15 protein-coding genes are annotated in these 17,839 nt (G+C 74.9%); 6 read left to right on the plus strand and 9 right to left on the minus strand.

Annotation, left to right across the window (positions count from 1 at the left end; translation table 11 throughout):
- On the plus strand, positions 1–1,661 hold a 1,661-nt coding region (locus tag IE329_RS22270), incomplete at its 5' end, for a transglycosylase domain-containing protein (protein WP_190212722.1).
- Positions 1,662–1,743: 82 nt separating this feature from the next.
- Here the strand turns inward: IE329_RS22270 and IE329_RS22275 are convergent.
- The 4 genes from IE329_RS22275 to IE329_RS22290 form a co-directional block, all read right to left on the minus strand.
- Positions 1,744–2,715 (minus strand): LacI family DNA-binding transcriptional regulator, encoded by a 972-nt coding sequence (locus tag IE329_RS22275; protein ID WP_190212723.1) that lies wholly within the window; start codon positions 2,713–2,715, stop codon positions 1,744–1,746.
- 77 nt (positions 2,716–2,792) lie between these two features.
- The gene (locus IE329_RS22280) at positions 2,793–3,218 is read right to left on the minus strand and encodes a DUF4229 domain-containing protein (protein WP_229927663.1); all 426 of its coding nucleotides are present in this window, start codon (positions 3,216–3,218) and stop codon (positions 2,793–2,795) included.
- A 122-nt stretch (positions 3,219–3,340) separates the two neighbouring features.
- Entirely contained in the window at positions 3,341–3,868 is a 528-nt protein-coding gene (locus IE329_RS22285; protein ID WP_190212725.1) for a GNAT family N-acetyltransferase, read from the minus strand.
- 130 nt (positions 3,869–3,998) lie between these two features.
- Positions 3,999–5,402 (minus strand): MFS transporter, encoded by a 1,404-nt coding sequence (locus IE329_RS22290; RefSeq protein ID WP_190212726.1) that lies wholly within the window; start codon positions 5,400–5,402, stop codon positions 3,999–4,001.
- Between the two features lie 126 nt (positions 5,403–5,528).
- Here IE329_RS22290 and IE329_RS22295 point away from each other — a divergent pair, with 126 nt between their 5' ends.
- Positions 5,529–6,536 carry a GlxA family transcriptional regulator gene (locus IE329_RS22295; RefSeq protein WP_190212727.1) on the plus strand — a complete coding sequence of 336 codons (1,008 nt, stop codon included), beginning with the start codon at positions 5,529–5,531 and terminating at the stop codon, positions 6,534–6,536.
- Between the two features lie 472 nt (positions 6,537–7,008).
- Here IE329_RS22295 and IE329_RS22300 read toward each other — a convergent pair whose 3' ends face one another.
- The gene (locus tag IE329_RS22300; protein WP_190212728.1) at positions 7,009–7,530 is read right to left on the minus strand and encodes an ATP-binding protein; all 522 of its coding nucleotides are present in this window, start codon (positions 7,528–7,530) and stop codon (positions 7,009–7,011) included.
- 569 nt (positions 7,531–8,099) lie between these two features.
- Between IE329_RS22300 and IE329_RS22305 the strand changes: the two genes are divergently transcribed.
- Together IE329_RS22305 and IE329_RS22310 are read left to right on the plus strand one after the other, a co-directional pair.
- Complete coding sequence (locus IE329_RS22305) at positions 8,100–8,855, plus strand: RNA polymerase sigma factor (RefSeq protein ID WP_190212729.1); 756 nt, start codon at positions 8,100–8,102, stop codon at positions 8,853–8,855.
- The gene (locus IE329_RS22310; protein WP_190212730.1) at positions 8,852–10,129 is read left to right on the plus strand and encodes a zf-HC2 domain-containing protein; all 1,278 of its coding nucleotides are present in this window, start codon (positions 8,852–8,854) and stop codon (positions 10,127–10,129) included. The genes IE329_RS22305 and IE329_RS22310 overlap by 4 nt, the downstream gene beginning before the upstream one ends.
- Before the next feature lie 42 nt (positions 10,130–10,171).
- On the opposite strand, the gene purU is transcribed toward IE329_RS22310, so the two are convergent.
- A complete protein-coding gene (purU, locus tag IE329_RS22315) occupies positions 10,172–11,089 on the minus strand; it encodes a formyltetrahydrofolate deformylase (protein WP_190212731.1) in 918 nt (305 codons plus the stop codon).
- A 103-nt stretch (positions 11,090–11,192) separates the two neighbouring features.
- On the minus strand, positions 11,193–11,636 hold the full coding sequence (locus IE329_RS22320; RefSeq protein WP_073924082.1) for an SCO4402 family protein: 444 nt from the start codon (positions 11,634–11,636) through the stop codon (positions 11,193–11,195).
- 244 nt (positions 11,637–11,880) lie between these two features.
- Here IE329_RS22320 and IE329_RS22325 point away from each other — a divergent pair, with 244 nt between their 5' ends.
- Positions 11,881–13,233: an ABC transporter substrate-binding protein gene (locus tag IE329_RS22325; protein WP_190212732.1), complete on the plus strand. Its 1,353-nt coding sequence runs from the start codon at positions 11,881–11,883 to the stop codon at positions 13,231–13,233.
- A gap of 194 nt (positions 13,234–13,427) precedes the next feature.
- Here IE329_RS22325 and IE329_RS22330 read toward each other — a convergent pair whose 3' ends face one another.
- Positions 13,428–14,585 carry a hypothetical protein gene (locus tag IE329_RS22330; RefSeq protein ID WP_190212733.1) on the minus strand — a complete coding sequence of 386 codons (1,158 nt, stop codon included), beginning with the start codon at positions 14,583–14,585 and terminating at the stop codon, positions 13,428–13,430.
- 491 nt (positions 14,586–15,076) lie between these two features.
- The gene (locus tag IE329_RS22335; protein WP_073924080.1) at positions 15,077–16,453 is read right to left on the minus strand and encodes a transcriptional regulator; all 1,377 of its coding nucleotides are present in this window, start codon (positions 16,451–16,453) and stop codon (positions 15,077–15,079) included.
- Positions 16,454–16,760: 307 nt separating this feature from the next.
- Between IE329_RS22335 and IE329_RS22340 the strand changes: the two genes are divergently transcribed.
- Positions 16,761–17,477, plus strand: a complete 717-nt coding sequence (locus IE329_RS22340) for a bifunctional DNA primase/polymerase (protein WP_190212734.1) — start codon at positions 16,761–16,763, stop codon at positions 17,475–17,477.
- The last annotated feature ends 362 nt before the right edge of the window (positions 17,478–17,839 follow it).

Consider the following 17,839-nt stretch of genomic DNA (forward strand, 5'->3'; position numbering starts at 1 on the left):
AGCTGGAGGAGGACCTGACCAAGGACCAGATCCTCACCAACTACCTCAACATCACGTACTACGGGAACGGCGCCTACGGTGTCGAGGCCGCCTCCCAGCGCTACTTCGGCAAGAGCAACAAGGACCTCACGGTCCCCGAGGCCGCCACCCTGGCCGGCCTGGTGCAGAACCCCTCCCAGTACGACCCCAAGCTGCACCCGCAGGCGGCGCAGAAGCGCCGCGACGTGGTCATCGACAAGCTGCTGGAGAACAAGCACATCACCGCGGACCAGGCCAAGGAGGCCAAGGCCGCCCCGCTCGGGCTGGCCTTCCACCCCCCGCGCAACGGCTGCATCACCGCCCAGGCCGGGATGGGCTTCTTCTGCGACTACGTCCGGCACGTGGTGAAGCAGGACCCGGCCTTCGGCAAGAGCGCCGCCGAGCGCAAGAAGCTCTGGGACCAGGGCGGCCTGAACATCTACACCACCCTCGACCCGGACAAGCAGGCCGCCGCGCAGGACGCCGTGAGCAGCAACGTCAGGGTCACCGACCCCGTCTCGGCCGCCGCCACCATGATCGAGCCCGGCACCGGCAGGATCCTGGCGATGGCGCAGACCCGCCCCTACGGCCTGGACCCGGGCAAGAACGAGACCGTCGTCAACTACAACGTCGACGCGGCGATGGGCGGCGGCAACGGGTTCCAGCCCGGGTCGACCTTCAAGCCGGTGGTCGCGGCGGCGGCGCTGGAGGCCGGGCTCCCGGCGACCCAGTCGTACCCGGCGCCGAACCGGATCGACTACCCGACCATGAAGACCTGCGACGGCACCTGGAAGAACCTCGCCACCGGCAAGGAGCGCAGCGTCCCCAACGAGTCGGCCAAGGAGATCGGCCCGTACCAGCTGAAGGAGGCGATGGCCCTGTCGGTCAACACCTACTTCGTGCAGATGGAGCAGGAGATCGGGCTCTGCCCGGTCAAGCAGATGGCCAACAAGCTCGGCATCGGCGCCAAGGCCAGCGGCAAGCCGCTGGAGGAGGTCCCCGCGATGGCGCTGGGCGTGGAGGAGGTCAGCCCGCTGACCATGGCCAACGTGTACGCGACCTTCGCCGCCCGCGGCGTCTACTGCACCCCGCTCTCGATCAGCAAGATCACCCGGGTGGACGGCCGGGACGTCCCGGTGCCGCCCGCCTCCTGCAACCAGGTGATCTCGCAGCTGACCGCCGACACCCTGACCACCGTCCTGAACGGTGTGACCGAGAAGGGCACGGGCGCCGACCTCGGCCTGAGCGACCGGCGGCAGATCGCCGGCAAGACCGGTACCTCGGACCAGAAGAAGGCCGCCTGGTTCGACGGCTACACCCCGCAGCTGGCCACCGCCGTCTGGCTCGGCGGCCCGGCCGGCGGCGTCGAGATGCGGAACATCACCATCAACGGGGAGTTCACCCGCGAGGTCTTCGGCGCCACCGGCCCCGGTCCGATCTGGCGCGACGCCATGAACCAGGCGCTGCGCGGCAGCACCAAGGAGCCGCTGAACATGATCTACATCCCCGACCCGCCGCCGCGGACCGACCCGAAGTCCACCACCGGCCCGGCGGCGAGCCCGGGGGCCACCGACGCGACGCCCTCCCCCGGTGCCTCGCAGCGCCGGCCGCGCGGCACCGGGAAGCCGACCGAGCAGCCGTAGCCCGGCGGGCCCGCGGGCCGCGGTCCGCGGGCCGGGAGCTCGGGTCCGGGGACCAGGGGACGAGGGCGCGGGCCCGGCGGGCTCAGGGCCCGGCCGGAGCCGTGGACGAACGGAGGACGAGCCCGGTGGCCAGTGCGGCCACCGGGCTCACCGGTTCGCCGCGCAGCAGCCCGGCCAGCGCGGCCAGGCCGACCCGGCCGAGCTCCTCGCCCGGCAGGTCGACCGTGGTCAGCGGCGGCGCGAGCAGGCCGGCCACCGGGATGTTGTCGATGCCGACCACCGAGACGTCCGCCGGGATCCGCAGCCCCAGTTCGGCCGCCGCCTGGTAGACGCCCGAGGCCACCACGTCGTCGTCGCAGATCACCGCGCGCGGGCGGTCCGCCCGGCTCAGCAGCTCGTACGCGGCGGCGCGGGCCGCCGGCTGACCCAGGTTGAGGCTGACGCCCAGCTCCAGCACGTCCAGACCGAGCTCCTCCGCGGCCCGCTCGAAGGCCTCCTGCCGGACCCGGAAGGTGTACGCGGAGTGGACCGATCGCAGGTGGCCGATCCGGCGGTGGCCGAGTCCGGCGAGGTGGCCGACGGCGTCCCGCATGCCGCCGGCGACGTCCAGTTCCACGGTCGGCCGGCCCGGGTCGGTGCCCGGGTCGGCGTCCAGGAAGACCACGGGGGTGTCGGGGGGCAGCTCACCGAGCTGGCTGTCGTCCGGCGAGCAGATCAGCAGGCCGTCGAAGCGGCTGGTGGTGGCGGCCTCGGCGAGGGTGGCGCTGCCCCAGCCGGAGCTGACCACCACGGCCAGTCCGTGCCGGCCGGCCTCCTCGTGCACGCCCATCAGGACCCGGCCGAAGAACGGGCCGAGGATGTTCGGCACGGCGAGCAGGATCATCCCGCTGCGGCCCAGCCGCAGCTGGCGCCCGGCGGCCTGCGGCCGGTAGCCGAGCCCGCGGGCGGCCGCCCGGACGCGCTCCCGGGTCGCCTCCGACACCCGGTGGCCGGCCTCCGAGCCGGAGAACACCAGCGAGACCGTCGCCTGGGAGACACCGGCGAGCCGGGCCACGTCCCGCCCGGTCGGCCGGCGCGGCGCCGGCCCGGGGCGGCCGGCCTGCGGAGTCCCGTCCGGGGGCACGGGAGCGGTCAGTTCTGCGCGGCGGCGGCCGAGCGCGCCGCGTCGTCGGCGGCGTCCTCCTCGGCGTTCTGGGCGGCGATCCGCTCGGCGGTCCTGCTGCGCAGCCGGCCGCTCACCTTGTCGGCGATCTGGGCCGACATCTGGTCCCGCTGCTTGCTGAGCAGGACGTAGCTCAGCGGCGCCGAGACCAGGGCCGCGAGCAGCACGAGGAAGACGTAGCCGGACGCGCCGGCGACCGGGATGATCCCGAAGTGGCCCAGCAGCAGGGCGAGCAGCAGGCAGCCCAGGAAGATGCTGGCCCGCATGGAGGTGTAGCGGAGCGTGGCGTGCGCGGTGCTGATCGGCGGGGCGCCGACCGGCGCGGTGCCGTCCGCCGGCGGGCTGCTCGGCGACTGGCTGCTCTGCGGCTGGCTGCTCAGCGGCTTGCTGCTCACGAGGGGCATCCTTACTGCACGGGTGGGTCCGGTCCGGTATCCCAGTGAAGCATGCCGTGCCGGGCGGGCGGGGTACGGCCCCGCCCCGCGCCCGCCCCCGGTACGGCTCCGCCCGCGCCCGCTCAGGCCAGGCCGCGCCAGAAGGTGATGTCGTCGCGGTCGTCGCCGGGGGCGACCCGGATCGCGCCCGGTACCCGGCCCACCTCCTGGTAGCCGCAGCGCCGGTAGAAGGACTCCAGGCCGAGTCCGCCACGGGCCGTCAGCCGCAGGCCGGCCAGCCCCCAGCCGCGGGCGGTCCGCTCGGCCTCGGCCATCAGCTCGACGCCGTACCCGCGGCCCTGGAAGTCGGGGTGGACCATGACCCGCTTGAGCATCCGCCAGTGCTCCATCAGCGGGAACCGCATCGACTCGAAGAACAGCAGGCCGGCGATCCGGCCGGTCCCGCTGTCGTGGGCGACCAGCAGCCGGTCCGGGCCGTCCGCCCCCGCCCCGGCGAACTGCCGGTCGGCGGTGGCCAGGACCTCCGCCGGGGTGACCGGCGGGACGAATCCGACGGCACCGCCGGCGTTGGTCACGTCCGCCCACAGCCGGACGATGCCGTCGCGCAGCTCGGGGGTGAGATCGGGGTCGAGGGTGAAACTCAGCGTCATGGGCACTCATCCTAGGAGCCCATTACGAAGGGCACGTGAACGGGCGGGCGCCCCGGCCCCGGCGGCCGTCCGGTCAGGCCGGTGAGGCCGGCCGGAGCGGTCGGACCGGCCGGGCGCCGGGGCCCGCCGGTCAGGCCGGCGCCACCACCGGCGCCGCCGGGCGCCGGCGCAGCGCCAGGCAGAGCAGCACCGCCACGGCGCAGAGCCCGCCGGCCGCGTACCAGGCCAGGTCGTAGTTGCCGAAGGCGTCGCGGGACAGGCCCGCCAGACCCGCCACCGCCGCGGCGCCGATCTGGTGCGCGGCCAGCACCCAGCCGAAGACGATCGGCGCGTCGGGCCCGAAGTGCTGGCGGCAGAGCGCGACGGTCGGCGGCACGGTGGCGACCCAGTCCAGACCGTAGAAGATCACGAAGGCCAGGATCGGCGGCTTCAGGGAGCCGGCGAACAACTGCGGCAGGAAGAGCAGCGAGATCCCGCGCAGCGCGTAGTAGGCGACCAGCAGCTTCCGCGAGTCGAAGCGGTCGGTGAACCAGCCGCTGGCGATCGTGCCCACCACGTCGAACACCCCGACCAGGGCCAGCAGGCTCGCCGCCGTGGTGACCGGCATGCCGTGGTCGTGCGCGGCCGGGATGAAGTGGGTGCCGACCAGGCCGGCGGTGGTCGCGCCGCAGATCGCGAAGGACCCGGCGAGCAGCCAGAACGCCTTGCTGCGGGCGGCCTCCCGCAGCACCCGCAGCGACCGGGCCAGCGCGCTGCCCTCGGTCACCGGGACGGGCGGCGCCTCGGTCGCCCCGTACGGGAGCAGGCCGACGTCGGCCGGGCGCTCGCGCATCAGCAGCAGCACCGGGACGGCCACCGCGGTGGCGGCCAGCGAGACCACCACCACCGCGGTCCGCCAGCCGTGCCGCTCGACGAGCGCGGCCAGCAGCGGCATGAAGATCAGGTTGCCCGCGGCGCCGCCGGCCGTCAGCACCCCGGTGACCAGCCCCTGCCGGGCCTGGAACCAGCGGCCCGAGACGGTGGTGGCGAAGGCACCGGCCATCGACCCGCTGCCGAGGCCGACCAGCACGCCCCAGCAGAGGACGAGCTGCCAGCTCTGCGTCATCAGGATGGTCAGCCCGGCGCCGGTCGAGATGGTCAGCAGCGCGCAGACCACCACCAGCCGGACCCCGAAACGGTCCATCAGCGCGGCCGCGAACGGCGCGGTCAGGCCGTACAGGGTGAGGTTGACGGAGACGGCGCTCGCGACGGTCGCGTGCGACCAGCCGAACTCGGCGTTCAGGGCGTCCATCATCAGGCCGGGCGTGGAGCGGAATCCGGCCGATCCGACCAGGACGAGCAGGGCGACGCCCGCGACCACCCAGGCGTAGTGCGGCCGGGAGGTCCGGCGGACGCCCGGACCGGAGCCGGGGGTCGGGTCGGCAGCGACGGCGGCGGGGGTGCGGTCGGCAGGGGTGCGGTCGCTGGTGGCGCGGTCGGCGGGACAGCTCTCGGCGGCGGCGGCGGGGCCGGGGCGGGTGGTCGGTTCGGTCACAGAAGCGAGTGTCCCGAAGGCGACCGGCCCCCACGAGTGGCCTGACTGCCATGTTTCGTCAGGATCGGGCCACCGGTGTCCGCATCCGTGTGGCAGCATCGGGGGTCTCGACGAGGGGAGTCCGGCATGAGCGCCGCAGACCGCGGGGCCCCGCACCGGGTGGCGGTGCTGGCCCTGGACCGCGTGATCGCCTTCGAGCTCGCCATCCCCTCGCGGATCTTCGAGTCCGCCAAGGCCCCGGACGGCACCCCGCTCTACCAGGTGGCCACCTGCACGCTGGACGGCGGCCCGGTCGCGACCAGCTCCGACTTCCGGATCAGCGTCGACCACGGCCCCGAACTCCTGGAGCGGGCCGACACCGTGGTGATCCCGGCCGCGGCCGAGATCGCCGACCTCTACGCGGCGGGCGGGCCGGGGCCCGGCACGGCCGCCGCCCTCGCCCGGGTCCGGCCCGGCACGAGGCTGGTGTCGATCTGCACCGGCGCGTTCGTCCTGGCCGCCGCCGGGCTGCTGGACGGCCGTCCGGCGACCACGCACTGGCGGCACACCGCGCAGTTCGCGGCCCTGTTCCCCGAGGTCCGGCTGGACCCCGACGTGCTGTTCACGGACGACGGGGACGTGCTCACCTCCGGCGGCGTGGCGGCCGGGGTCGACCTCTGCCTGCACCTGGTGCGGCGCGACCACGGCAGCGCGGTGGCCAACGCCGTGGCCCGCACCTGCATCGTGCCGCCCTGGCGCGAGGGTGGCCAGAAGCAGTACGTCGAGCTGCCCCGGCCCGCGACCGGGACGGCCGGTCCCGGCACCGCGGCCGTCCGGGCCTGGATCCTCGAACACCTGGACGAGCCGCTGACCCTGCGCGAACTCGCCGCCCGGGCCGGCACGAGCGTACGCACCTTCACCCGCCGGTTCCGCGAGGAGACCGGGAGCAGTCCGGGCCAGTGGCTGACGCTCCAGCGCACCGAGCGGGCCCGGCAGCTGCTGGAGGGGACCGACCTGACGATCGACCAGGTGGCCAGGGAGTCCGGGTTCGGGACGGCGGCCTCACTGCGGCTGCAGTTGCGCGGGCGGCTGGACGTGGCGCCCAGCGCCTACCGGCGGACCTTCCGCGAGGTCGAACGGCCCCGCCCGGCCTGAACGGGCAGCGCCCGGCGGCCCCGGCGGCCCGGGCCGGCCGGCTCCGGGGCGTTCCCGGGGAGTGGTGGACGGGCGGAGGAGCGCCGGCCGCGGGTTGGACGGCGGTGCGCCGCGCGCACCCCGAGCACGGCACGGCCGACCGCCGTCCAACCGCGATGCACGGGCCCTGAACCCGCGCCGAGCCCTCCGCACTCGCCGAGGCGCTTTCGCGCAACCGGCACCGCACGGCCCGCCTGCTGAGTTCCCCCTGGACAGCAGTGCCGCGGTGACGGTCGGTCGGCGGTTCCTCGGCGTCCCCTCGCAACGGAGAGCTGCACCCAAGAGTGATCAGCTGGATACTTCACGTCAATGGGTTGTCCGAAATTCGGAATGGTTGCGTTGCGTTTCGGCCGTATCCGGCGCGTACGGCCCAGGCCCGTGCCCGCGGCCGCGTACGGGCCCCGGCGGTCTCGGGACGCCCGGTCCGCCCAGGTCAGGGCGCGGCCGGCACCCGGTCCAGCGAGTCGTGCAGCGGTGCGTCCACGCCGCCCGCCGCCGGCCGGACGGCGGTGGCCGCGGCGTCGATCTCGCACCAGACCCGCTTGCCGGAGCCGTCCGGGTACCAGCCCCAGCGGTCGCAGAGCAGCTCGACCAGCTCCAGCCCGCGGCCGTTGGTGGCGTCCTCGTCGGCGCCCGCGTGCCGGGGCGCGGGCGCCACCTGGCTGGCGTCGGCGACCTCGACCCGCAGCGGGCCGACCATGGCGAACAGCCGGGCGCCGGGCGGCCCCGGGGCGGCGGTGGACTCCAGCGGCATCAGCAGCCTCAGCACGGCCGGACACCCGGTGTGCACCACCGCGTTGGTCACCAGTTCGGACACCACCAGCACCAGCGTCTCGGCGATCGGCGCGTCCGGGTCCACTCCCTGGTTCAGCAGTCGCGAGCGCACCCACCTCCGCGCCCGGCCGACCTCGGCGGGGTCCGCCTGCACCGCCAGTTGCACTTGAAGTACCTGCACCGCTCCACCACCCGCACTCGCAGTTCGGCCGTCGTTTCGATCGGGCCGGTCCGGTCGGCCGGCCGGCCCGGGCCGCCCGCCCCCACAGCCGGGCTGCCCCGCGCTCTCGTCCGTCGCACAACCCTGTCCGTCACGTACTGGCTGCGGCACGAATACGCCTCAGGATGATCCGGCGGGCCGGCCGCAGCAAGCGCTTCGGGCATATTCCAGCGATCGGGGGACAGGGCAGTGCATACTGTCCCGTTCACTCCGGCGGAGCTCGCGCCGATGACCGGACGGGCTCCCGCCCGCGACCCCGCCGGACCTGCTGGGGACGAGGGTAGCGAAACTACCCGCCCATTCCCGGGACACCACGGCCGCCACTCTGGAACCACCCTTCCTACATATGTCCACGCGGCCTCGAACAACGTCCCGCGCGAAGACATCGTGCACGGAGCGGTTGTTCTGACGGTCCGCCGGCCCGGTGGCCCCCTTCGGAGGATTTCCGCCCGGACCGCACGGCCCAAGGACTACCTTGGGAGCAGCAGGCCGGCGGCCGCCGGCCCGGACGTGCCGGGAGGGGCGTGCCGATGACCACCCCCGGACAGCCGCTCTCCTGGGACGAACGACTCCAACAGCGCCTGGCCCGGGGCGAGGAGACGGCGCTCGGCGAGCTCTACGACCAACTCGCCCCGCTGGTGCACGGCCTGGCGGGCCGGATACTGACCGACCAGGCCGCCGCCGAGCAGCTCACCCGGGAGGTCTTCGCCCATCTGTGGACCCACCCGGAGGCCTTCGACCCCGGGGAGGGCTCGCTGCGCTCCTGGCTCGGCGCCCTGACGCACCGCCGGGCGGTCGACCGGCTGCGGCTGGACCGGACCGCCGCCCTCGGCGTGTCGCCGGGACCGCACCCCGGCGCACCCGCCGGCCCGCCGACGGCCACCCACGGGCTCCCGGCGGACGGGCCGCTCCCGGACGCGCCGCCGGCGCCCCGGCCGTGGCCGGACGGCGGAGCCCCGCCCCACCAGGACCTGAGCGCCCGGGCCGGCGCGGTGGACGAGGAGATCCGCGCCGTGGCGACCGCCGCCCGCGTGCAGTACGTGGTGGACTCCCTCCCCCACCCCCTGCGCGAGACCATCACCGAGACGTACTACGACGGCCGGACCTACCAGGAGACGGCCCACCGGCTGGGCATCAGCGAGCAGGCGGCCAAGCAGCGGATGCGGCTCGGCCTGCAACTGCTCGCCACCGAACTCACCGAGCCGCGGGACGACGACGCGGACGGCGCCGTGCCCCCGGCGCCGGGCAGCAGCCCCGCCGGCGCCCCCGCCGGGAGCCTGTCGTGAGCGCGGACGCGACCGCCGCGCCCCTCACCGAGCAGCAGCACGAGGACCTCCGCTCCCTGCTCGGCGCCTGGGCGCTGGGCGCCTGCCCGCGGCGCGAGGCCGCCGCACTGGAACGGCACCTGCGGCTCTGCCCCGACTGCGCGGAGGAGGGCACCCGGCTGCGGGACGCCGCCGGGTGGCTCTCCGCCGACGAGCCGCTCGACCCGTCCGGCGCGCTGCGCCAACAGGTGCTCGACTGGTGCCTGGCCCGGCGCCCGGCCGAACTCCCCGTCCCGGCCTGGGGCGCGCCGTACGCCGCCGAGACCGCCAAACTCGACGCGCTGCTGCGCGACCTCGGCCCCGAGGAGTGGCAGGAGATCGTCGAACTCCCCTGGCACGGCGGCACGGACCGGCTGCGGCCGGCCGAGGTGCTCAGCCACCTGGCCGCGGTCGACGGCTACCTGGCGCTGTCCCTCGGACTGCCCGACCCCGTCCCGGCCGGGCCCGGCCCCGCCGCCCCGGCCGCCGGCCCCGCCCCGGCCGCGGGCGCCGCGGAGACCCCCGGCCCGCCGGCACCGGAGCCTGCCGGGCGGCCCGCGCCGCGGGTCCCCCGGCAGGGCGCCTCGCCGTTCAGCGGGATCGTCGACCGCACCGAGCGGCTGGCCGCCGCCCGGGCCGGCTGCTCCCCCGAGTCCGTCCGCACGCTGTGGCGCCGGCAGACCCGCGCCCTGGTCCGCGGCGCCGCGCTGGCGCCCGGCGGCAACCTCCCGGTCGACTACGGCTTCGCCGCCCTGCCGCTGCGGGACGCCTTCGTCGACCGGGCCTTCGAGTGCTACGTGCACGGCGAGGACGTGGCCCGCGCGGTCGCCTACCCGTACGCGCCGCCGGCGCCGCCGCACCTGCGGCAGATGATCGACCTGGCCGCCCGGATGCTCCCCGAGGCGGTGGCCGCGCTGCGCCGGGCCGGGCGGCCGGGCGCAGCCGGTCCGCCGGGCCCCGAGGGAGGCGGCCGCACGGACGGTGAGCGGCGGCCGGCGAGGCTGCTCAGACTGGTGATCGACGGCCCGGCGGCCGGCGAGTGGCTGATCCCGCTGGACGGGCCCGCCCCGCCGGGCAACCCGGCCGGGTACGGGCGGACCACCGAGCCGGTGGCCGCGATGGTGCTGGACGGGCTGGAGTTCTGCCAGCTGGCCGCCGCCCACCGCGACCCGGACCGGGTGCCGGTCGGCGAGCACGGCGACCGGGCCGCGATCCGCGAGGTGCTGCGCGCCGCCCCGCTGCTGTCCCGGCCCTGAGCGGCCCGGCCGGCCGGCGAAGGCGCCGGCCGGGGCCGGGGCTCAGGTGAAGACGACCGTGCGCGTCCCGTTGAGCAGCACCCGGTGCTCGCTGTGCCACTTCACGGCCCGCGCCAGCGCCTGGCACTCGACGTCCCGGCCGAGCGCGACCAGCTGGTCCGGCGTCACGTCGTGGGTGACCCGGGCCACCTCCTGCTCGATGATCGGGCCCTCGTCCAGGTCCGCCGTGACGTAGTGCGCGGTGGCGCCGATCAGCTTCACGCCCCGGGTGTGCGCCTGGTGGTACGGCTTGGCGCCCTTGAAGCTCGGCAGGAAGGAGTGGTGGATGTTGATCACCCGGCCGGACAGCGCCTTGCACAGGTCGTCCGAGAGCACCTGCATGTAGCGGGCCAGCACGACCAGGTCGACGTTCTCCCGCTCGACCAGGTCGAGCAGCTGCCGCTCGGCGTCCGCCTTGGTGTCCCGGGTGACCGGGATGTGCACGAAGGGGATCCCGTAGGACTCGGTGAGCTCCTCGAAGTCGCCGTGGTTGGAGACCACCGCGGCGATCTCCACCGGCAGCGCGCCGATGCTGGTGCGGAACAGCAGGTCGTTCAGGCAGTGCCCGAACTTGCTGACCATCAGGACGATCCGCATCCGCTCGGCGCTGGGGTGGATCCGCCAGTCCATCCGGAACGAGGCCCCGATGGCGGCGAAGCTGGCCCGCAGCTTGTCGACCGTGACCGGCTCCTCGGCGGAGAAGTGCACCCGCATGAAGAACAGCCCGCTGTCCCCGTCGCCGAACTGCTGGCTGTCGATGATGTTGCAGCCGGTCATGAAGAGGTAGCTGGAGACCGCGTGCACGATCCCCTGCTTGTCCGGGCAGGACAGCGTGAGGACGTACTGGGCGCTGGCCGTCTGCTGTTCCACGGTGGGGTCCTGTCCTGAAGATCGTTCGGCGTGGACGGTCAAGCGTGTCATATTCCGGACAGTGCTCGTCGCCCTGCCCGAACTGCGGGACGCCCGCCCGCGACGGCCCGGGGCCGGTGCGGGAACGGGAGCGAGAACGGGCGGGCGGGGGCGGTCAGACCTGCGTCATGATCCGCAGGACCTCCAGGGACCGCGGGGCCGCGTCCGGATCGTCGCCGTCGTTCTGGGCCAGCCGCACGTGGGCCTCCCGGCAGGCCCGGACCGCCTCCGGCCAGCCGTGGTGCGCCAGGTAGTCGGAGACCGGCGCGTCCGCGCCCACCTGGTGCAGGATCCGCACCACGCGCAGCACCGCGACGTCCACCACGGCGGCCTCGCCGGAGTCACGGAAGATCGTGCCGACGTACTTCTCGGCGGACCAGCGGTCCAGCCAGGTGTCCTCGACCAAGCGGTACACGGCATCGGTCACGTCGCCGAAGCCCTCGCGGCCGGCCAGCCAGGTCTCCTGCTGGAAGGCGGGGTCGGACAGCATGTGCAGCGCCGAGCGCAGTCGGGCGCGCCAGCGCCACCAGGGCAGGTCGTTGAGCGGCATGCCGCCCATCGTGCTGGAGCGGTGCCCCGGACGAGAAGGGTTTCGGGCAGACCGATACGAAGAATCTGTGCTGGCGGACATGGGGAGAGATCGTACGTTCCCCCACCGTTCGTGTTCTACACGCGTCCCCGACCCACCCCACCCGGTGTTCCGCCCCCGTTGGCCGTCCGTTCTCTTTTCTGCCCTCTGTGCTTGTGGCATGGCGGCTTGGCTGGTGCCAGTGAGCAACAGGGTTGCCCAGGGAGGGAAAGCCATGTTCAGGCAGTCCGCATCGCCCGAGGACCAGCAGTCGGCGGGAGACCAGCAGCCGCCCCGGCGCCGTGACGACGCGGCGAACCGGCCCGGAGGACGCTCCGGAGGACGCCGGACCGTGGTCGGCACGGCCGTGGCGGCGGCCCTGCTGCCGGCCCTGTTCGCCACCTCGGCCTGCGGCGGCCCGGCCGACGCCTCCACCGGTGGCGCCGAACTCACGGTGATGACCTGGGCCCCGTCCGGCACCGGGTCCACCGACCGGCCCGGCATGACGGCGCTGGCCGAGGCGATCGGCCGCGACATCAACTCCAAGGGCGGCCTGGGCGGTCACAAGGTGCGGGTACTGACCTGCAACGAGCACAACGAGGCGCCGGGCGCCGCCAAGTGCGCGCAGCAGGCGGTGGACGCCAAGGCGATCGCCGTGGTCGGCTCGTACAGCCAGTTCGGCGAGAGCTTCATGACCACCCTGGAGCGGGCCGGGATCCCGTACCTCGGCGGCTACGGCCTCTCCGGCGCCGAGTTCACCAGCCCGCTGTCGTACCCCGTGGCCGGCGGCATGCCGGCGCTGATCGCCGGCAGCGGCCGCCAGCTGGTCGACACCGGCTGCCGTTCGGTCTCGCTGGTCCGCCCGGACACCCCGGCCGGCGACAGCCTGCTCGGCTACCTCGCCAACGCGCTCAAGCCGGCCGGCGTCAAGCTGGTCGACGTCAAGGCGCCGGAGAAGTCCAGCAACTACACCGAGGTCGCCCGCAAGGCCATCGGCAAGGACGAGAGCGGCAACTGCGTGACGGTCGCCCTGGGCACCGAGCCGACCGGCAACCTGCTCGACTCCTACCGCCGCCTCGGCTCCAGGAACACCCGGCTCGCCTCGGTGATCGGCAGCGTCCAGCAGTCGGTGGTGGACTCCACCGGCGGCGACAGCGGTCCGCTGTCCGGCGCGTACGTCGCCGGCTGGTACCCGCCGGAGTCCTCCGGGGTCTGGGACGCGCTGCGCTCGGTGGTCCGGGGCAGCACGGCCGACGGCAGGACGATCGACGTCGCCGACTCCGGCGTGCAGACCACCTGGGTCGCCTACGAGGTGCTGCGCCAGGTCGGCGAACGGCTCACCGCCGCCGGGCGCCCGCTCAACGCCAAGGCGCTGACCGCGGTGCTGGACAGCGGCGACCCGATCGACACGGCCGGCCTCACCCCGCCGCTGGCCTGGGGCGCCACCAACATGCTGGCCAGCGCGGAGTCGCCGCGGCTGGTGAACACCTGGGTCACGTACCAGCAGGCGAGCTCCGGACGGCTCACCCTCCAGCAGCCCGGCTTCGTGGACGTCCGCTGGGTGCTGACCGGCGGCAAGAAGCCGTAACGGACGACCGCGGGTGCGGTGAAGGGGGCGGGCCGGGCCGGTGGGGCCCCGGCCCGCCTTCCTGTTCCGGGCCCGGGCCCGGCCTCCCGCCCGGGAGCGGAGCAGACGGGGGCGGCCCGCCCCGGTGGGGCGGGCCGGGCCCGCGGCGGGCTGCCGCGCGAGGCGGTGCGGGGGCTGGAGGAGCGGTGCGGGGGCTAGAGGTCCCCGTCGCTCTTGGTGGCCAGGCCGGCCTGGCCGGCGATGGCGTTCCACAGCGCGGAGGCCTGCTTCTTGGCCGTGGTGGCCGTGCCGCTGGCCGCCACCGCCGCCTTGTAGTGCGGGTTGTCCTTCTTCGTCGGGTCGCAGCCCGCCTGGGCGTCCCCGGCCCAGGCCGCGTACTCGGTGTCGGCCGTGGCCGACGCCTCCCAGGCCTGGTTGAGCTGCTCGACCAGCTGCGGGCCGGTGGGCAGCTGGTCCGTCTTCAGCGCCGCCAGCTTGGTCTTCAGATCCCTGCGCTGGCCGGCCGCCGCGGTCAGTGCCTGCTGCGACTCGGGCAGCTTGTCGCACTTCTGCACGGAGGCGACCGCGCCGATCACCGCCTGCCGGCTGTCGTTGGCGGTGCCCAGCAGGTCGGAGAGCCCCTTGGCCTGCTCCTTGGCCTCCGGGCCGAGCGCTCCGGCGGTGGCCCCGGCGCTGCCGCTGCCGGCGGCGCTGCTGCCCGCCGCGACCGGCGCACCCGGCTTGGTCCGGCCGTCGTCGGTGGAGTCGCCGCCGCTCACCAGCACGGCGACCAGGATCCCGGCGGCGGCGCAGCCGGCCACCACCCCGCCGATGATCAGCTTCGAGGACGGCCGCCGGCCGCCGGCACCCGGCGAGGAGCGGGTGGTGGGGGTGAAGGTCGTCTCGGCCTGGGCGGGGTAGCCGGCACCGGCCGGCGCGGCCGCCGGGTACCCGGCCTGCTGGTAGCCCTGGTCCACCGGGGCGTAACCCTGGTCGGCGGAGCCGTAGCCGGGCTGCGGCGCGGGCTGGTAGCCCTGCGCGGGCCCCTGGGCGGGGTAGCCGCCGCCCTGCGGGTCCGAGGTGGGGTACGGCGGCAGGTACTGGGTCTCCGGCGCCGGAGCGGCGGCCTGCGGGGCCGCATACTGCTGCTGGCCGCCCCAGCTGCCGCCGGGGGCCGGTGCGGGCTGCCCCGGGCCGCCGCCCAGGTACTCGGGCTGGCCGGGCTGCGCCGGCAGGCCGGGCTGGCCCTGCTGCTGGCCGGGCTGCTGGCCCTGCTGCTGATCCGGCTGGCCCTGCTGCTGGCCGGGTTCCGGCCGGAAGAGGTCGTCCAGATTGAAGTCACCGGAGTTGGGATACGAGCGGCGCTGGTTCAACGCGATTCCTCACCTGTGCGTGACACCGGGCCCGCCGGGACAGCCGACAGCGATCGAGCGGCCGGCGGCCACCCGTGCCCTGTCTCCCGTACGCGCACCCGGGCCTTCCTCGGTTGTTCCGCGCCCTCGTTGACGGCGGACCACATCTGGGCGGTTCTCTTGGGCGTCAGTTGCCCTTGAACGTCGCGCCCACGGTACCGGTTCACCGTCACGGGTGACCATGCGGAGTGCCGCTTGCCCGGTTCCGGCCCTCCGGCGGCGGCCCCGAACAGCGCGAACGGCCTTCTCCTGCCCGCCGCCGGGCAGAAGAAGGCCGGTTTTCGAACCTCGCCCGGGCCGGACCGGCGGTGGCCCCGGGCACAGTCGCGGGACGGACGGAAACACGGCGGACGGGAAGGACGGAACAGGCGGGAAGGGCGGACGCGGCAGAAGGGCCGCAGGGCGGACGGTGCCCGGGGCCGGCGGCTGTGCCGCGGCCCCGGGCGGCGCCGTCAGGCCGCCTCCGCCTCCGCCCTGGCCTGGAACTCGCGGACCACCCGCTGCTCCCGGTACGGCTCCAGCCGGCGCCGGAACTCGTCCAGGTACTCCACGCCCCGGTTGGAGCGCAGCCCGCTGAGCAGCCGGACGGCCTGGGTGCCCGTCTCACAGGCCCGTTCGACCTCGCGCTGCTGCAACTGGGCCGTGGCCAGCAGGACGAGGTCCACCGCGCGGCGGCGCACCCTGGTCGGCGGGTGCAGGTCGAGCGCCCGGCGGGCGTACTTCTCGGCCTGGCCGGCCTGCTCCAGGTCCCGGTGACAGTGCGCCAGTTCGTCGGCGAGGTAGGCGTCGTCGAAGTGGACGATCCAGTCCGGGTCGTCCTCGGGGTTGCGCCGTTCCATCGCGGCCAGTGCCTTGGCCGCCACCGCCTCGCAGGCGCGGGCGTCCCCCAGCAGGGCGTGGCCGCGGGCCTCGGCGGCGTAGAACATCGCCATCGCGGTCGGGGTGGCGACCGAGCGGGCCCCCTCCTGGGCGGCGCGGGCGAGTTGGGCGATCTCCCGCGGGTTGCCGAGGGTCGCCGCCAGGTGGCTCATCGAGGCGGCCAGCACGTAGCCGCCGTAGCCGCGGTCGTCGGCGGCCTGGGCGAGGCGCAGCGCCTGGATGTAGTAGCGCTGGGCGAGACCGGGCTGCCCGGTGTCGACCGCCATGTAGCCGGCCAGTTCGGTCAGCCGGGCGACCGCCGCGAACAGCTGCCGGCCGGTGTCGTCCCGGTAGCCGCCGCTGAGCAGGCCGGAGACCACACTGTTGAGGTAGTGCACGACGACCGGGCGGACGTGCCCGCTGCCGAACCGGTGGTCGAGGTCGACCAGCATCTGCGTGGTGGCCTTGATCGCCGCGACGTCGGAGGGGCCGACCCGGACGGCGCCGCTGCGGGCGACCACCGGGTCGGGCGGGGTGATCAGCCAGTCCCGGCTGGGCTCGACCAGGGCCGAGGCGGCCACGGCCGCACCGGTCAGGAAGTCCCGTCGGCCGACGTCGCTGCGCCACAGCTCGCAGACCTGCTCCAGCGCACCGCTGAGGGTGGCCGAGAACTGCAGCCCGATGCCGGAGCTGAGGTTCTTGCCGTCGGCCATCCCGATCTCCTCGACGGAGACCCCGCGGCCGAGTTTGCGGCCGATCGCCTCGGCGATCACGGCCGGTGCCTGGCCGCGCGGTTGCTGGCCGCGTAGCCAGCGGGCGACCGAGGTCTTGTCGTACCGCAGGTCGAGGCCGTGCTCGGCGCCGCACAGGTTCACCCGGCGGGCGAGGCCCGCGTTCGAGCAGCTCGCCTCCTGGATGAGTTGCTGCAGGCGCTCGTTGGGCTGTCGTGCGACAAGTGGTCTCGCGGCCATGGGCTTCGCCTCCCCAACGCCCTCCGGTCCCGGCCGGCGGACGACGATTCTGCTGATCTGTTGCCGACTGTCCGACCGTCCAAGGAATCTGACACCAGGTTAGCGATCAGCAACGCCAGCGGGATACCCACGGTGACGGTCCTCACCCCCCGCGCGCCCGGGAGAATGCCCCCGTGCGCCCCCACTGCGCCCGGTCCGCCCCAGCTCCGGCGGGGAGCACTCACCGGTTCGGGTGACATTGCGGCCCCCGGGCACACCTCCTCCCGCCGGGCCGTAACCAGCCTCACGGACGGTAGTTGAGCAGCGCGTGGAAGACACCCCAGGAGCCCCCGGGCGGAGCAGCGACAGCGAGCTGCCCGCACTGCTCATCGAAGCCGTCAGCTACGCCGAGGAACGCCACTGGGAGGTCGCCCCCGGCGCCTGGCTGGTCGACGGCGACGGACCGGCCCGCTGCTCGTGCGGCGACCCCGGCTGCGAGGCCCCGGGCGCGCACCCGGTCGGCGACGACTGGCGCGGCCGGGCCAGCGCGGGCCCGGGTGTGGTGCGCCGCTGGTGGACGGAGACCCCGCAGGCCTCGATCCTGCTGCCGACCGGGCGCTCCTTCGACGCGCTGGACGTGCCCGAGGTGGCCGGCTGCCTGGCGCTGGCCCGGATGGAGCGGATGGGCCTGCAGCTCGGCCCGGTGGTGGCGGTGCCGGCCGCGGCCGGCCAGGTCGGGCGGCGGCTGCTGTTCCTGGTGCTGCCCGGGGTGCTGGCCAAGCTCCCCGAGATGCTCCGCAAGCTGGGCTGGGCGCCCGGCCGGCTCGACCTGGTGGCACGCGGCGAGGGCGACTGGATCGTGGCCCCGCCCTCGCGGGTGGGCCCGTACAGCTTCGCGCAGTGGGCCCGGCCGCCGTCCTCCACCAACCGGTGGCTGCTGCCGGACGCCGCCGAGCTGATCAACCCGCTGGCCTACGCCTGCGGCCGCGAGGCCCCCGCCGTGGCGGCCCGGCAGGGCCGGACGGCGGTGCACCAGCACTCCTGAGTCACTCGTCCGGGTGCCTGCCGGCACCCCCTGGAACGGCCGCCCTACGCCTATCGGGTGAGGGTGTGCGACGCGCGGGACCTCGCGCGCGACCGACGGGCCTTGTCCCCCACCGGGGACGGGGCCCGTCGGACGCATGTCCGGATAAAGGACCGGTGTACCCGCTGGTCAACGGCGAAAGCCCCTCGTACGAGTGACAACGCTCAAGGATTGCCAAGATCTGCCGAGGGGAGGATTTCCTGCGAGAGGGGACGCCGCCGGACGGAAGGGAGCAGCGGGGCCGGGGACACGGCCGAGGAGCGAAGGACCGCACGGGGAAGCGGTGAGCGGGGAACTGCCGGGAGGGGCGCTCGGACGGGGAA

The organism is Kitasatospora indigofera, from assembly GCF_014655955.1.
Lineage (GTDB): Bacteria > Actinomycetota > Actinomycetes > Streptomycetales > Streptomycetaceae > Kitasatospora > Kitasatospora indigofera.

What these genes read in the sequence shown, in the direction of transcription:
- IE329_RS22285 (WP_190212725.1), bottom strand. Translation starts at nt 3,868, where the DNA reads ATGACGCTGAGTTTCACCCTCGACCCCGATCTCACCCCCGAGCTGCGC.
- IE329_RS22295 (WP_190212727.1), top strand. Translation starts at nt 5,529, where the DNA reads ATGAGCGCCGCAGACCGCGGGGCCCCGCACCGGGTGGCGGTGCTGGCC.
- IE329_RS22305 (WP_190212729.1), top strand. Translation starts at nt 8,100, where the DNA reads ATGACCACCCCCGGACAGCCGCTCTCCTGGGACGAACGACTCCAACAG.
- purU (WP_190212731.1), bottom strand. Translation starts at nt 11,089, where the DNA reads ATGACACGCTTGACCGTCCACGCCGAACGATCTTCAGGACAGGACCCC.
- IE329_RS22320 (WP_073924082.1), bottom strand. Translation starts at nt 11,636, where the DNA reads ATGGGCGGCATGCCGCTCAACGACCTGCCCTGGTGGCGCTGGCGCGCC.
- IE329_RS22325 (WP_190212732.1), top strand. Translation starts at nt 11,881, where the DNA reads ATGTTCAGGCAGTCCGCATCGCCCGAGGACCAGCAGTCGGCGGGAGAC.
- IE329_RS22335 (WP_073924080.1), bottom strand. Translation starts at nt 16,453, where the DNA reads ATGGCCGCGAGACCACTTGTCGCACGACAGCCCAACGAGCGCCTGCAG.